Source organism: Sorangium sp. So ce1014, from assembly GCF_051521505.1.
GTDB lineage: Bacteria > Myxococcota_A > Polyangia > Polyangiales > Polyangiaceae > Sorangium.
Genome location: NZ_CP150356.1, coordinates 157,741 through 172,675 on the forward strand (window position 1 = coordinate 157,741; position 14,935 = coordinate 172,675).

At 69.6% G+C, this 14,935-nt stretch carries 8 protein-coding genes; 5 read left to right on the top strand and 3 right to left on the bottom strand.

Annotation, left to right across the window (positions count from 1 at the left end; genetic code table 11):
* Positions 1-207 precede the first annotated feature (207 nt).
* The 5 genes from WME75_RS00585 (at position 208) to WME75_RS00605 (ending at position 9,459) form a co-directional block, all read left to right on the top strand.
* The gene (locus tag WME75_RS00585) at positions 208-6,882 is read left to right on the top strand and encodes an RHS repeat-associated core domain-containing protein (RefSeq protein ID WP_437485325.1); all 6,675 of its coding nucleotides are present in this window, start codon (positions 208-210) and stop codon (positions 6,880-6,882) included.
* Between the two features lie 3 nt (positions 6,883-6,885).
* The gene (locus WME75_RS00590; protein WP_437485327.1) at positions 6,886-7,281 is read left to right on the top strand and encodes a hypothetical protein; all 396 of its coding nucleotides are present in this window, start codon (positions 6,886-6,888) and stop codon (positions 7,279-7,281) included.
* Between the two features lie 127 nt (positions 7,282-7,408).
* A complete protein-coding gene (locus WME75_RS00595; protein ID WP_437485329.1) occupies positions 7,409-7,660 on the top strand; it encodes an RHS repeat domain-containing protein in 252 nt (83 codons plus the stop codon).
* On the top strand, positions 7,660-8,049 hold the full coding sequence (locus WME75_RS00600; protein ID WP_437485331.1) for a hypothetical protein: 390 nt from the start codon (positions 7,660-7,662) through the stop codon (positions 8,047-8,049). Before WME75_RS00595 ends, WME75_RS00600 begins: the two co-directional genes overlap by 1 nt.
* A 531-nt stretch (positions 8,050-8,580) precedes the next feature.
* Positions 8,581-9,459, top strand: a complete 879-nt coding sequence (locus WME75_RS00605; protein WP_437485332.1) for a hypothetical protein — start codon at positions 8,581-8,583, stop codon at positions 9,457-9,459.
* 386 nt (positions 9,460-9,845) lie between these two features.
* Here WME75_RS00605 and WME75_RS00610 read toward each other — a convergent pair whose 3' ends face one another.
* The 3 genes from WME75_RS00610 to WME75_RS00620 form a co-directional block, all read right to left on the bottom strand.
* Positions 9,846-11,198 (bottom strand): hypothetical protein, encoded by a 1,353-nt coding sequence (locus WME75_RS00610; protein ID WP_437485334.1) that lies wholly within the window; start codon positions 11,196-11,198, stop codon positions 9,846-9,848.
* Positions 11,199-11,332: 134 nt separating this feature from the next.
* The gene (metG, locus tag WME75_RS00615) at positions 11,333-13,453 is read right to left on the bottom strand and encodes a methionine--tRNA ligase (protein WP_437485335.1); all 2,121 of its coding nucleotides are present in this window, start codon (positions 13,451-13,453) and stop codon (positions 11,333-11,335) included.
* A 37-nt stretch (positions 13,454-13,490) separates the two neighbouring features.
* The gene (locus WME75_RS00620; RefSeq protein ID WP_437485337.1) at positions 13,491-14,903 is read right to left on the bottom strand and encodes a serine/threonine protein kinase; all 1,413 of its coding nucleotides are present in this window, start codon (positions 14,901-14,903) and stop codon (positions 13,491-13,493) included.
* Positions 14,904-14,935 lie beyond the last annotated feature (32 nt).

Here is a 14,935-nt window from a genome sequence, read left to right on the forward strand (position 1 = left end):
CGATCGATCTCGCCTTGCTGCGCCTCTAGCACGGACGACCAAAAGCGTTATGAACACAGCGCAATCCCTGTTGCCGCGTGCACGCTGGCCGCGCACAGGCACCCTGATGAATGCCTTGAGATCAGCATAGGGAAGGGGGAACGACTCCAGATCAGCGCTTGACGCGGGCCGCCGCGCCATGGCCTCCTCGGTGCGAGGGAGGCTGCGATGGCGCTCGTTCTGCGACGCGTTCTCCGGGCGATGATCCCGCTCTTGATGTTCCTGGCCAGCGTGCTCGCGCAGGGAGGCTGCCAGTGTGTGCGCGGCGATCCGCCCATGGATCCGGCTCATGGCCTCATCGCCTGCCGGACCCAGGGCGCGCGTGGCCCCGCCACGTCCCGCCCGGCGCCAGAGGTCGAGACCGTCGGCGCCGGCACCCTGCCGGGGACGTTCTCGATCACGAGCACCGGGGAGGCCGTGTACACCATGGAGTTGGCTACCGTGCCCTCCCGCGCTGGCATGGGACCTCGACTCCAGCTCGTCTATCGCAGCGATGGCGGCGACGGCGTAGTCGGCGCCGGCTTCTCCATCGCAGGGCTCTCCGCGATCACGCGATGTCCGAAGAGCCTCGCGCAGGACGGCGAGATCCGCGGCGTGCGGTACGACCGCGATGATCAGCTCTGCCTCGACGGCCAGCGCCTCGTCCCCGTGGGAGAGGGACCGGGAACCATCGAGTACCGGACGTTCCCGGAGACCTTCGTCAAGGTGGTCGGGCACTATTCTCCGGAGGGCGGTGCGCCTGCCGAGGCGCTCTTCTTCGAGGCCTACCTGCCGAATGGCCGCGTCGTCGAGTACGGGCGCACCGAGGGTAGTAAGCCGCTCGCGCGGGGAGGCGTCCCGCGCGCGTGGCTCGCGGAAAAGGTCCGTGACGGCCGGGGCAACGCCATGACGACCACGTATTGCCTCGCCGAGGCCGAGGACGGCCATGCCGCCGAGTACGCGGTGGACGAGATCCGCTACACGGGCTTCGAGGGCACGCCGTCGCTCGCGCCTTCCCGAGCGGTACGCTTCGTGTATGGCACGAAGGATCCGGCCGCCATTCGCACCGGCTACTCGGGCGGCATGGCGCTCCAGCGCTCGCTTCGCCTGGAGGAGATCCAGATGCTCGGTCCGGGCGACGCGCTGGTCCGGAGCTACGGATTCAGCTACGAGCTCAGCCCGACGACGACCCGGACGCTGTTGACTGAGGTCGAGGAATGCGCGAGCGATCGGGTCTGCAAGCCTCCCACACGTTTTCAGTACAGTCACGGGAAGCCGGGGTTCAAGCGGCTGACGACGGAGGTCGACAAGCCGGTCTCCGAGCTGGCGAGCCCGATGGTGTTCGACATCGACGCCGACGGGCTCGACGACCTCGTCATTCCGGACATGGTCGCGGGGCTCAGCACGTCGTCGAATCCGATCACCGGGTGGCGGGTGGCGCGAAACCTCGGACCGCGCAGCTCACCGACCTACCTCGCACCGGCGGAGCTCGCCTTCCTCGAGGATTGGCTGTTCGTCGCCGATCCGGCTGGGCCCTCCGACCCGGCCCTTCTCCAGCCCGAGCTCGGGACGGTCCTGGACTTCGACGACGATGGGCGGAGGGACGTCTTGCTTCACGACGCCTACGATTCCAAGACCACGTGGCATGTGCTCCTGTCCCGGCCGGACCGGACCTTCGCGCTTCATGACACGGGCATCCGCCGGCCGTTCCCGCTCGGGGTCACGCCCGCACCGCCGAGCCTGAACAGCCCCGGCGGCTCGATGCATCTCGCCGACCTGGATGGCGATGGCATGCCGGATCTGTTCCAGTGCGAGGACCACGACCGACTGGGACAATCGCCGATCCCGGCCTCTTCCGTGTGGACCGTCCACCTCTGGCGACCTGTGCGCGGCGCGACGCCCGCGGGCTTTGACCCCACGGGCGAATCGATCGAGCTGCTCACGGGCTATCCCTGCGATACGGAGCTCCACACGCTCGACGTCGATGCCGACAGCAAGATCGATCTCCTCGTGCCGTCCCTGCGGCGGTTCGGTGACGGGACGGTCCTCCTCGGAGAGAGCTACGACGCGATCATGCGCAGGGGCGAGGGGCGCTGGGAGGTGATCGACACCGAGCTCCCTGTCGTGTGGGGCGGGGGCCGCGTCGTCTTTCTCGACATCAACGGCGACGGGCTGCCCGATGCCGTGGAATCCGGCTTCAGCCACCACGAGCTCATCACCTACCTCAACACCGGGCCGACGTTCGTGGCCTCGTCGTTCCGGACCGTGAGCGCGTTCAGCTTCGGTGATTTGCTGGGTTTGTCGGATCAAGACGCGTTCTTCCGGTTCGCCGTGCCGCTCGACTTCAACGGCGACGGGCGGCAGGATCTCCTCATGCCCGTCCCACCAGGCATGCTGCTGGGCGGCTCCGACGCGCTCCCATCCTGGGCCGTCCTGCAGGCGACCGGCGACCGCGCGGGGCCGCCGTTCAAGCTCGTCGATGCAGGCGTGCCGTTCGCGGCCAGCCTCGGCGATGCCGTCACGCTGGCCGATCCGCACGGGGCGCGCACCGGAGACGTCAATGGGGACGGCGCCCAGGACGTGATCCTGCCGCTCGGCGGCGTGTTCAACATCTTCCAGAACCTCTCGGCCGATCAGGATCTCCTCGTCGCGGTCTCCGACGGGATGAACGCGCACGACCCGACCGAGCCGGACTTCGTGCCCAACGTGAGCATTTCGTACGGTCACCTGACCGATGCGTCGGTCACGAGCGGCGGCGCAGCGGAGGAGGATCCGGACCGGAGGAGCGCGCTCTATCTCGCCCGTTCCGGCGCGGCGGACGACTGCGGCTATCCGCGGCGCTGCATCGTGGGCCCTCGGCGGGTGGTCAGCGGGTACGCCCTCAACAATGGCGCGGACCGACCGCGGCGCTTCGAGTTCAGCTACCGGGACGGGCGCTATCACCGGCTGGGCCGGGGATTTCTCGGGTTCGGAGAGCGGATCGTCACCGATCTGGATACGGGCGCCGCGAGGATCGACGTCTACGACCACGTCACCTTTGACGACGAGCTGCAGGTCTTTCCTTTCGCGGGGCACGTCCGACGGACGTGGCGCTGGGCGCCGGGGTTGCCCAGCCAGCCCAGCCCGGAGCAGATCGAGCTCTCGTTCCTCGACGTGAAGCGGACGGTCGTTCCGACGAACGACGGCGCGACGTACTTCACGCTGCCGACCGAGCGCCGGGTGAGGCGAGCGCAAGGGGTCTATCCTCCCCCGAGCGGCGCGATGCCCTCGCTCGAGACGTACGTGCGTCAGGTCGAGGGCGGAGGCGGCGGCGCGACGCTGCTGCGCGACTCGATGTCGAAGGTGACGGAGTTCGACGACTTCGGGAACGTGCGCGCCGAGGAGGCCTCGACGGGCGGCGTCGACCTCACGCTCAACGTCACGCGGACGTTCAAGAACGACACCGAGCGCTGGGTCCTCGGCCAGCTCGAGACGCAGAAGGAGTGCAGCGCGGCGGCGGGGCTGTCGCAGTGCCGGACCCTCACGCGAACGACGACGATCCACGGCGAGGTCGACACCGAGTCGACCGAGAGCGACGACGGCCTGCCCGACACGAAGCTGTCGCTCACGTACACGCGCGATGAATTCGGGAACATCACCGGCGTCACGGCGGAGGACGCCTTCGGCCACAAGCGTACATCCACCACGGAGCTCGACGAGGAGGGCCTGTTCCCCGAGAAGTACGTGAACGCGGCCGAGCACACGACGATCGTGGAGTACGACGACGCGCTCGGCGTGCTCCTCAAGCGGGTCGACCCGAATCAGCTCGTCACGGAGTGGAAGTACGACGGCTTCGGGCGCCTCGGCATCGAGACGCGCCCGGACGGCACCACGACGACGGTCACGCTCTCGCGCACAAAGGACGGCGGCCCGAGCCAGGATGCCTGGCGCGTGATGCAGCAGAGCACGACGACCGGCGGCGCCGACGACACGGTGGAGTACGACAGCCTCGGCCGCCCGATCCGGTCGTGGTGGTACGGGCCCGAGCCGGAACCGTCGCAGGGCTGGGGCGAGGCGAAGCGCATCCTGCAAGAGATCGAGTACGACGCGCTGGGCGAGCACATCGCGCGGCGCTCGGTACCGGTCAGCGAAGATACGCCCGAGAGCGAGCGGCTGTATGACCGCTACGAGCACGACGCCGTGGGCCGCGAAGTGCGCCATACGACGCCGTGGAACGCGGTCACGACGGCCGAGTACGACGGCTTGCTCGCGCGCGTCACCGACCCGCTCGATCACGTGACCGTGACCGAGCAGGATCCGCTGGGGCGAACCGAGTCCATCACCGATGCGGCCGGCGGGATCACCCGCTATGGTTACGGCCCGTTCGGCATGCTGCACACGGTCACCGATCCAGGCGGCGCGGTGACGCGCACGACGCGCGACGCGTTCGGCCGCGTCCGGCAGCTCGACGACCCCGATCGGGGCACGACGGTCTCGGTCCACGACGGCTTCGGCGAGCCGATGTCACAGGCCGATGCGCTCGGACGCGAGAGCACGTGGACGCACGACGCGCTCGGCCGACCCGACACGCGCGTGGACCAGCACGGCGCCGAGCTTCTGACGACGAAGTGGACCTGGGACACCGCGGCGCACGGGATCGGCAAGCTCCACACGCTCGCGAGCCCCGATGGCGACAAGACGTACGGATACACCCGCTTCAGCCAGACCGAGACGATCACGCTCCGCATCGATGGAGAGGGCGCTCCCCTGGAAGCCAAGCTGGGCTACGACGATCTCGGCCGGATCGATACGGTGACGTATCCTGCGCCTTCCGGCGCGGCGTCGTTCGTCGTGGCCCACGACCACGACCCGCATGGCCATGTGCTCGCCGTGCGCGACAGCCAGACGAACGCCGCGTACTGGCGCTTGACGAACGTGGACAACGCGGGGCGCTTTCGAGAGGAGGTGTTCGGCAATGGCGCGGTCACGGAGCGGAGCTACCTCGCCGACAAGCAGCGCCTGAGGCACATGGTGACGCAGAGCAACGCGGGCGAGGTGCAAGACCTGGACTATGGTTACGACGATCGCCTGAATCTCACGCGCCGCACCGATTCGCTCCAGCCCCAGAACACGACGGAGCGCTTCCGGCACGACGCGCTCCACCGGCTGACCTGCGCGTACTTCGGCGAGGTGGAGAGCGCCTCGGCGCCTTGCACGCTCCGCTACGACTACGCGCCGAACGGCAACCTCACCTTCAAGTCGGACGTCGGAACGCTTCTCTACGACGACCCGGTGCACCCGCACGCGGTCACAAGCGCGGGAACGGACAGCTTCTCTTATGACGCGCTCGGCAATCAGATCGCGCGCCCCGGTGGAGCGACCGTGCGCTATACGCCGTTCGACCTGCCGGTGCGCATCACGCAGGGCGCGAGCACCGTCACGTTCGCCTACGACGGCGACCAGCAGCGGATCCGCAAGACCACGCCGGACAAGGAGACGCTCTACTTCGGCGATCTGTACGAGCGGGTCACCGAGGCGGCGTCGGGCACGGTAGAGCATCGGTACCACGTCCACTCGCCGGAGCGCGTGGTGGCGATCGTGACCCGGGGAGGCTCGGACGACGGCACGCGGTACGTGCACGTCGATCACCTCGGCTCGGTCGATGCGCTCACCGACGAGGACGGCGACGTGATCGAGCGGCGGAGCTACGACCCGTTCGGGCAGCGGAGAAACCCCGTGTGGGGAGAGCGTGCGCCGGCGTCGTTCTCCAGCGAGACGACGCAGGGGTTCACGGGGCATGAGAGCGACGACGAGCTCGGGCTCGTGAACCTGAAGGGCAGGATCTACGATCCCAGGATCGGGCGGTTTTTGACGACGGATCCGATCATTTCGCTCCCGTTCTTCGGGCAGAGCTGGAATCCGTACAGTTACGTGCTCAACAGCCCGCTCAACTTCGTGGATCCGAGCGGCTTTCAGGGAGCGCTCCCGGAGGACGGGGCTGCCGGCGGGGAGTTCACGTCGGACGAGCTCGGCCTGCCGCCGATCGAAATCGAGCTGGTCCTTCCATCCTCGGAGCGCGGGGCGCGCTCCGACGCCGATACAAACACCATGGCTGCCGAGACGGGCGGCGCCGTGCCGCCGATCGACGTCAGCACGACCGGAAGCGCGTCCGGGTACGTGCCGCAGCCGGTGACCACGGCGCCGATCGACTGGTCGCAGAACCCCTATGTCCAGGTCGAGGGAGGGTTCGTCGCCGGCTTGCTGCTCGGGGCCGTTCCTTTCGCCGGCGTGGGTCATGAGCTGCTGGACGCCGCCGGCGTGCTGGCGCATGGGACCCCGGAGGCCAGGATGGGGCTGGCCATCGGGCAGATCGTCGGTGGGATCGCCCTCACGATCGGAGGCTTGACGGGGGAGGCCTTCGGTGGCGTCACGAGCGCCACCGGAATCGGCGCGGCGGTCGGTGTGCCTGCGATCGTGGTGTCAACCGGGCTCGTCGTCGGTGGGGTCGGGAACATCGCGGCGGGTATCCAGGGGCTGTCGCAGGCGATGATGTCGCAAGGCTCGGGCAGCACGGGCCCGAAGGGCACGGCGCCCGCTGGAGAGGAACCCACTACCCTCAAACCGGGTCCGTTCGCGAAGGAGTCGATACCCGCCCATCGAGGTCGGCCAACCGCCAGCGAGCAGAAGCAAGTTAATACACTAATGGGAAAGCATGGTTGCCATACCTGTGGTACCAAGGACCCGGGAACTAAGAGCGGTAATTCTATTGCCGACCATCAACCGCCACAGGCACTTGATGAACCAAAGGTATTCCTTCCGCACTGCAACCACTGCAAAGCGCGTCAAGGCGGCGAGGTTCTGCGAGAGCTAAGAAGAAGGGAATGAACAATGGAAACGACGACATATTCCCCTTCGCATCCCATCATCTTCGTCTTCGATCCATCAAACAGCAGCATGGATGTGCCTGTGTATGATCCCGGGCGGACAGTCTCTTTTAACGCCTCCTGCGTGTCGATTCGCACGATAGCGGATGTCGACGGCGATGTAACCGTGACTCTTGCAGCAGATCTCCCGCCTGGGACCATTGCAGGCAGCACAGAAGTGTTTCGTGGGCTCATCGATACTCCCGGCGAAAGAGTGGCGCTGGTTACGTCCGAGAATCGAGCGCTGCTTGAGATGAATATCAATCGTCGTCGAGTGCCTATCAGAGTATTGGTAGATGACGAGATGCACCCAGCCAGAATATGGGTCGAGCTCCTTGACAATGCTCCAGGCGTTCCTTGACCTCCCGGTCAGCGGGAACACGCCCGAGCGGGAGATACTGTACGACCGCGACGAGCACGACGCCGTAGGCCGCGAAGTGCGCCATACGACGCCGTGAAGCGCGGTCACGACGACGGAGCACGACGGCTTGCTCACGCGCGTCACCGACCCGCTCGATCGCGTGACCGTGACCGAGCAGGATCCGCTGGGGAGAACCGCGTCCATCACCGATGCGGCCGGCGGGATCACCCGCTATGGTTACGGCCCGTTTGGCATGCTGCACACGGTCACCGATCCAGGCGGTGCGGTGGCGCGCACGACGCGCTCGGCCGCGTCCGGCAGCTCGACGACCCCGATCGGGGCACGACGCTTTCGATTCATGACGGCTTCGGCGAGCTGATGTCGTCGACCGATGCGCTCGGGCGCGAGATCACGTGGATGTACGACGCGCTCGGCCGACCCGACACGCGCATGGACCAGCACGGCGCCGAGCTTCTGACGACGAAGTGGACCTGGGACACCGCGGCGCACGGGATCGGCAAGCTCCACAGGCTCGCGAGCCCCGATGGCGAGAAGACGTACGGGTACACCCGCGTCAGCCAGACCGAGACGATAACGCTCCGCATCGATGGAGAGGGCGCTCCCCTGGAAGCCAAGCTGGGCTACGACGAACTCGGCCGTATCGATACGATCACGTATCCTGCGCCTTCCGGCGCGGCGTCGTTCGTGGTGGCCCACGACCACGACGCGCGTCCGGGGCCGTGGCGACATCTGTCGAGGCGCTCATGAGGTCACGTCGCGTCGTCAGGTACGTGGCCGAACAGCCTCCGCGCGCAGTCTCGCCCGTACATCCTCACCGCAAGGCGAACACGAATCTCTTGCTTGTCTGCGCCTGGATGGCGAGCACGGATGCCAGCGACGGCCAGCTCACGGACGGCTTGGCTCCGCCGCCTCGACGCGTCGAGCCGCTTCTCCGGAGGCATGCGCCGTAGCAGCTCATGGTAGCGCGCGTCGGCTTGCGGGGAGGTGTCGACCATCGACCTACAGCGCGAGCGTAGCAGACATCATGCCCGCACGCGGTGCTCGACGCGCAAACGCGTCGTGACGCGCCGGCGGAAGCGTTGCGCAACGGCGCAATCCGTTGCGGTCCATGGCAGCGCGTTGCGCTCCCCTCCTCGCCGTCTCGAGGCGCAGCGCCGGGACATCCGGAGCACCTCGCGGCGGCACGTCTGTTGCTGCCCCACCGCCCCGCAACGAAACCACGGCGTGCCGCCGCGGTGGCAGGCCAGATCCCATGAGACATCGCAGGAGGTTTTCCCCGTGAGTGAATCATTTTCGACCATGGTCCTCCCCCCGGAGCTCGTCGCGGACGACGTGATCGGACTCCGAGATCAGGTGAGCGCGCGGATCGCGGCGGTGCTTCGGCCGAAGGGCGGCAAGCGCAGGGAGGGCGACGCGTCGCTGCCCAAGGGGGTCGAGCCCCTCGCGGCGCTGCCGCCGCACATCGACAGGCCGTGGCGGCGCTTCGACGCGGCCGCGACAGAGCTCCAGGGGTTCCGCGGCGTGCGGGCGAGCGCGCAGGCCGACCAGCGCCATTCGGCGACGAGCGAGGCCGAGCGGGGTGCGGCGAACACCGACAGCGACGACCGATGGCGCGCGTTCGAGCAGTGGAACGCGGGAGTCGCCGGGCTCTCCGACGACGGGGAGAAGCCGTCGCCGTCCGAGGCGCGCTGGCTCTACGCGCAGCTCTTCCCGGCGCCCGAGGGGCTTCGCTTCATCACGCGCCGGCCCCGGGTCCAGTGGGCCGCGATGGTGCAGCGGATGAAGACGCTGGAGGAGAAGCGCGCCCAGGCGGTGATCGCGGGATTCGGCGGGACGCGGCATGTTCGGCAGCTCGTCGCCGCCCACGCCCGCTTCGGCGAGGCCTACGGCTTCACGGCCGTGGTCATCGCAAACGATGGCGGGCCGACCGATGGCCGGCCGCAGTGGACCGCCGCCCGGGATGCGCTGCGGAGCCTGATCCAGAAGATCGAGAGCCACGCCGATCCGGAGATCCCGGGGAGCGAGGCGCTGGTCGCGTTCCTGCTGGCGCCCTACGTCGCGATGGTCGACGACCTCGCGAGGCCCCGCCGAAGAGCCCCCGCGAGGAAGCCCGAAGCCGTCCCGGCGCCCCCGCCCGGGGCGGTCGGCATGCCGTGAACCCATCCGCGTGAGACGCCGCGTCCACGCGGGACATGGGTGGCACCCGTCTCCCGGTGGACGTGCCTCCAAGAAAAGATGGGTGGCACCCGTCTCCCGGTGGACGTGCCTCCAAGAAAAGATGGGTGGCACCCGTCTCCCGGTGGACGTGCCTCCAAGAAAAGATGGGTGGCACCCGTCTCCCGGTGGACGTGCCTCCAAGAAAAGATGGGTGGCACCCGTCTCCCGGTGGACGTGCCTCCAAGAAAAGACGGGCGGCACCCGTCTCCCGGTGGACGTGCCTCCAAGAAGAGACGGGCGGCACCCGTCTCCTGGTGGACGTGCCTCCAAGAAAAGACGGGTCGCGCCCATCGCCGCGGTCCCCCGGCGAGGTTATGGACGCGGCCTCAGGGCTCCTTCTTCTTCTTCCACTTCTTCTTCGGGCGCGGCGGAGGCTTCACCTTCTTCGGGTCCTTGGGCGCCCACGGCACGCGCGTGTCGACCGGCAGGATGTCCTCGTGCGGCAGGGCGCGCTCGCCCTCGCGCTTCACCGCGAACGACGCCGACACCACGTTGACCTTGTGCGCCCCGACATCGGACAGATCGCCCTTCACGCGGAGCCCGATAGGGATGCAGAAGAGCCTCTTTCTCTCCTCCTCATCCATGTCGGCCGCCGGCGGCGCCCCGCCGCCCAGGCCGCGCCGATCGCCGAGCATGTTCGGGTTCTCCATCGCCTGAGCGATCTGCTCGAACACCTCCTCGGCGCACACGAGCTCCGGCTTGGGCTTCTTCCGGCTGCCGGACGGATACTGCACCTTGGACTGGACCTTGACCGTCACGGTCACCGGCTGCCGGTCAGACCCCATCTGCAGCGCGCCCGCCGCGAGCGCGCCCTTGGCCGCGTCCACGATGCGATCCCACGTGGGGCCGTCGCCGGCCGACGCGCTCACCAGCCGCACGCCGAGGACCTGGCCGTCGGCGCCGAGCTTGACCTCGAAGGTCGCGCGCGCGTCGAGGGGCGCGGTGGAGGCGCGCACCGTGTCCGCCAGGGTGCTCGCCACCACGCCCGCCGCCGGGACGCTGATCCCCACGCTCTTGTCCTTGCCGTGCACCGTCTCGTTCAGCACCTTGCCCGCGATCGCCGGATCCACGGGCCGAGCGCGCGGCGCGGCCGTCGGGGCGGCGCGCGGCGCGTCGGGGCCGGGGAGTAGGCCGGGCACGGTCCAGAGGGACGTCCCGATCCCGGGCGCGAGCGCGACATCCCCGCCCGCCGCGGGGGGCGGCCCGCTGTACTCGCCGCCGGGCGGCGCCGTCGCCGGGGCTCCCGGCGCCTCGGCCACGGGCCCGGGCGCCGCGACCTCCGGCGCCGCGACCTCCGGCGCTGCGACCTCCGGCGCATCCTTCGGCTCGGCGGCGGGCGCTTCAGGCGCGGCCGGCACCGGCCTCGCGCGCTCGGTCGAGGCGACCTTGGCGGCCGCGGCGCCCGGCGCGGGGGCCTGCGTCTTTTCGGCCGGAGCGGCCTTGCCGACCTCACCGGCCTCCTCCGGATCGCTCGCGACCGTCTCGCCTCCGGCCGCCGCCGCTGCGGCGCCCCGCGGCGCCGGCGGTTCGAGCTCGAGATCGATGCCGTCCACGAGCGGCGGCGGCCCGGCCGGGGCCTCGGGGGGCCGCTCGGGCGTCGGCGCGGCGAGGATCGCGAGGTGCGCCGCGACCGCGATGGCCAGGGCCACAGCCTCGCGTCCCCGCAGCGCGATGCTCACCGCCTCCTCGAGCCAAGGCGACTACGCATCGAGCAAGGCTAGCATGTCCCCCGGCGCGCGGACCGGCTTCCCCGGGAGGCCCCCCGCCCGCCGCCGCGGAAAGCACGATTGCGGCGCGGCGGCCACGCGCGGTGTCAGAGCACCGGTGTGCCCGGCGCGGCGCCGTCGACCGTGAGGGTGCGGATTCGCCCCTCGACCTCGGCGGTCAGCAGCATGCCCTCGGACACGAGCCCTTTGCCGAAGTCGCGCGGCGGCAGGTTGCAGAGGACGACGACCCGCTGGCCGACCAGCTCCTCCGGGGCGTAGCTCGCCGCGATGCCCGAGATGATGCGCCGGGGCGCGCCGTCGCCGGTGTCCACGCGCAGGTCGAGCAGCCGATCCTTCTTCTTCACGCGCTCGGCGCTCGTGACCACGCCGATCCGGAGGTCCAGCCGGGCAAAATCGTCGAACGCCACGGGGCTCTTGCCCTGGCGCGCCGGCTGGGCGGCCGCCTCGGCGCCGCCGCTCGCCTCGGGCGTGGCCTTCGCCTCCGGGGCGGCCTTCATCTCCGGGGCGGCCTTCGCCTCCGGAGCGGCCTTCGCCTCCGGGGCGGCCTTCGCCTCGGGGATCGCCTTCGCCGCCTCGGCGTCCGGCGGCGGCGGGGCGAACCGGGCGAGCAGCTCGGCCTCCTTCTCCTTCTCGAGGCGCGGGAAGATGGGCGCGCCCTTGTGGAGCTTCTCGCCCGGCCTGCGGGCAGGGGCGTTGAACGGCCACTGATCGCTGCCCACCTCGGGCGCGATCGGCGGCAGCCCGAGCTGCTCGCGCATCCGGCTCGCCACCACCGGCATCACGGGGGAGATCATCAGGCTGATCGCCCCGAGCTGCTCGATCAGGGTCCCGACGATCGTCCCGAGGCGCTTCGGGTCGGTCTTCTTGGCCACCCACGGCGCGGCCTTGTCGACGTAGAGGTTCGCCGCCGCGACCACCGTCCAGATCGCGTCGAGCGCGCGCGTCGGCTGGTGCGCGTCGAACGCCCCCGCCGCGGCCGCCGAGGCCTGCTGCTGCGCGCTCCTGAGCTCCTCCTCGAGCGGGCCCGGCGCCCCCTTCTCGGGGACCTCGTCGGCGAACGGGAGCACCCGGTTCAGCAGGTTGCCGAGCGCATTGCCGAGCTCCGAGGCGTACCGCGACAGCAGGTCCTGGATGCTGAAATCCCCGTCCTGACCGAACGAGATCGCGCGCATGAGGCAATAACGCACCACGTCCACCCCGACGGACGGCGCGCCGGCCGCGGCGCCCGGGCCGCCGGGCAGGGCCGCGGCCGCCGCCTCGGAGAGGGCCTCCGCCACCTCGACGGGGCTGATGGTGTTGCGGAGCGTCTTCGACATCTTCTGTCCGCTGTAGGTGAGGAACCCGTGGGCGAAGACCTGGCGCGGCAGCTCCGCCTCGCCGTAGCCGGCCGAGAGCAGGAATGCCGGCCAGTAGACCGCGTGGAAGCGGAGGATGTCCTTGCCGACGAGGTGCACGTCCGCGGGCCAGAAGCGCGTGTTGTCCTCGGGCGCCATGAGGGCGGTCAGGTAGTTCGCCAGCGCGTCGAACCAGACGTACATGACGTGCTTCGGGTCGCCCGGGACGGGGATGCCCCACTGGAACGTGGTGCGGGAGACCGACAGATCCTGGAGCCCCTCGCGCACGAAGCTCGTCACCTCGTTCAGGCGGGTCGTCGGCTGCACGAAGGTCGGGTTGCGCTTGTAGTAGTCGAGCAGCGCGTCTCCGTACCTGGACAGGCGGAAGAAATAGCTCTCTTCCTTGACGCTCTCGACGGGCCTGTGGTGCAGCGGGCAGACGTTGCCGGGCTGCTTCAGGTCCTTCTCGGTATAGTAGGCCTCGCACCCGACGCAGTAGAGCCCCTCGTAGTGGCCGAGGTAGATGTCCCCGCGCGCCTGGATGCGGCGCCACAGCTCCTGCACGGCCTGCTTGTGGCGCGGCTCGCTCGTGCGGATGAAGTCATCCGGAGCGCAGCCGAGCTTCGGCCACGTGGCCCGGAAGACGGCGGCGATCTCGTCGGCGTGGGGGCCCGGCGCGATGCCGCGCGCCTCGGCGGCGCGCTGGATCTTGAGGCCGTGCTCGTCCGTGCCGGTGAGCATGCGGCTCTCGTGGCCGCGCATCCGGTGATAGCGGCACAGCACATCCGCGGCGATCGTCGTGTAGGCGGTGCCGAGGTGCGGGACGTCGTTGATGTAATAGATGGGCGTCGTGACGTAGAAGCGGCTCGCCATGGGGGCGCTCTCTTACCATGCGGCGCCGCCACCGCCGTCATCGAACCGGCGTCGGGTCTGCCGGGGTGCTGCTCGTCAGGCCCGCGGTCGCGCTCGGCGTCGCGAACACGCCGTGCACCTCGCCCGGCGGCGCCCACTGCCCCGCGTTCATCAGCGCGCCCCCCGTGATCTCGGGCTGCGGCCCGGGGCGCGCCTGCACCTCGTCCGCGTGGACGCACACGTTGACGTGCACGCGCGCGTCCGCGTCCGGGCGCTGGACAAGCATCTCGTGGAGCGCCGCCGCGGCGTCGAGCGCCGCGCGCCGCTCCCGCCGCTCCTCGATCGCGGAGCTCGGGAGCAGGCGCACCCCGAGCACCTCGTTGCCGGTGATCGACGCCAGGATGAAGCCCGCGCGCGCGAGCTGCGCCTCGCTGAGGTCGAGCACCTGCCCGATATCGGCCACCAGGGCGTCGTCGAGCTCGTCGGCGCCGCCGCGCGTCCGCACCTCCAGGTAGACCGCCACCGCCGGCATCCTCGGCTCGGGACGGCTCGACACCGACGACGACGGTCCGCCGATGGCCTCGCCGAGCGCGCGCATCAGCTCCTCGACCGAGCTGTAGCGCCGCTCCCGCTGCTTCTCCATGCACCGCAGCACCACCGCGTCGAGCTCGGGAGGCAGCGGGACCCGCACGCTCGGGGGCAGCGGCATCTCCTCCAGATGCTTCCGCACCATCTCGTCCGTGTCATGTGTGTGGAATGGTAATCGGCCTACCAGCATGCGATGGAGAAGTACCCCGAGAGCATAGATGTCCACCCGCGCATCGATGGGTCCGCCAAGGATCTGCTCCGGGGCCATGATCGATGGTGTCCCGGGCATACGTCCGGCGGTGGTGAGCCAGGTCGAGCTCTCCTCGGGGGCCAGCATCTTGGCGATGCCGAAATCGAGCAGCTTCACGGTGCGCGGCTGGCTCGAGCAAATGAAGATGTTGCTCGCCTTGACATCCCGGTGGATGATCCCCGCTGCGTGCGCCGCCCCCAGCGCCGCGCACACAGGTTCCATCAGCTCGAGCACATCGCGGAGCGCGAGCCGCGTCTCGGCCCTGATGAAGGCGTCGAGCGTCTGGCCCTCGAGGCGCTCCATCGCATAGAAGGGCCGGTGATCGTCGAGCTTGTCGACCTCGTAGATCTCGATGATGCTCGGGTGGGAGATCCTGCGCAGGACCTCGATCTCGCGCGCGAACCGCTCGAGCACGCGGGGGGAGTGGGCCACCGCCTCGTTCAGCACCTTGACAGCGGCCCGCCTCCCCGAGCGGCTGTGCCGCGCCGAATAGACCGCGCCGCAGCCGCCTCGAGCGATGAACTCCTCGAGGATGTACTCGCCGGCCAGGGTGCCCGGCGGGAGCTCGCCGCGCGCGGCGAGCCTTTCAGAGTACAAGAAGGTCCTGGTCTCGGCCTCGTCGTCGTCGGTCATGTCGCCTCTTCGCGTGGTGTGTTGACGTCGCA

Coding starts and splice junctions, on each gene's coding strand:
- WME75_RS00585 (WP_437485325.1), top strand. CDS start 208: ATGGCGCTCGTTCTGCGACGCGTTCTCCGGGCGATGATCCCGCTCTTG.
- WME75_RS00590 (WP_437485327.1), top strand. CDS start 6,886: ATGGAAACGACGACATATTCCCCTTCGCATCCCATCATCTTCGTCTTC.
- WME75_RS00600 (WP_437485331.1), top strand. CDS start 7,660: ATGTCGTCGACCGATGCGCTCGGGCGCGAGATCACGTGGATGTACGAC.
- metG (WP_437485335.1), bottom strand. CDS start 13,453: ATGGCGAGCCGCTTCTACGTCACGACGCCCATCTATTACATCAACGAC.
- WME75_RS00620 (WP_437485337.1), bottom strand. CDS start 14,903: ATGACCGACGACGACGAGGCCGAGACCAGGACCTTCTTGTACTCTGAA.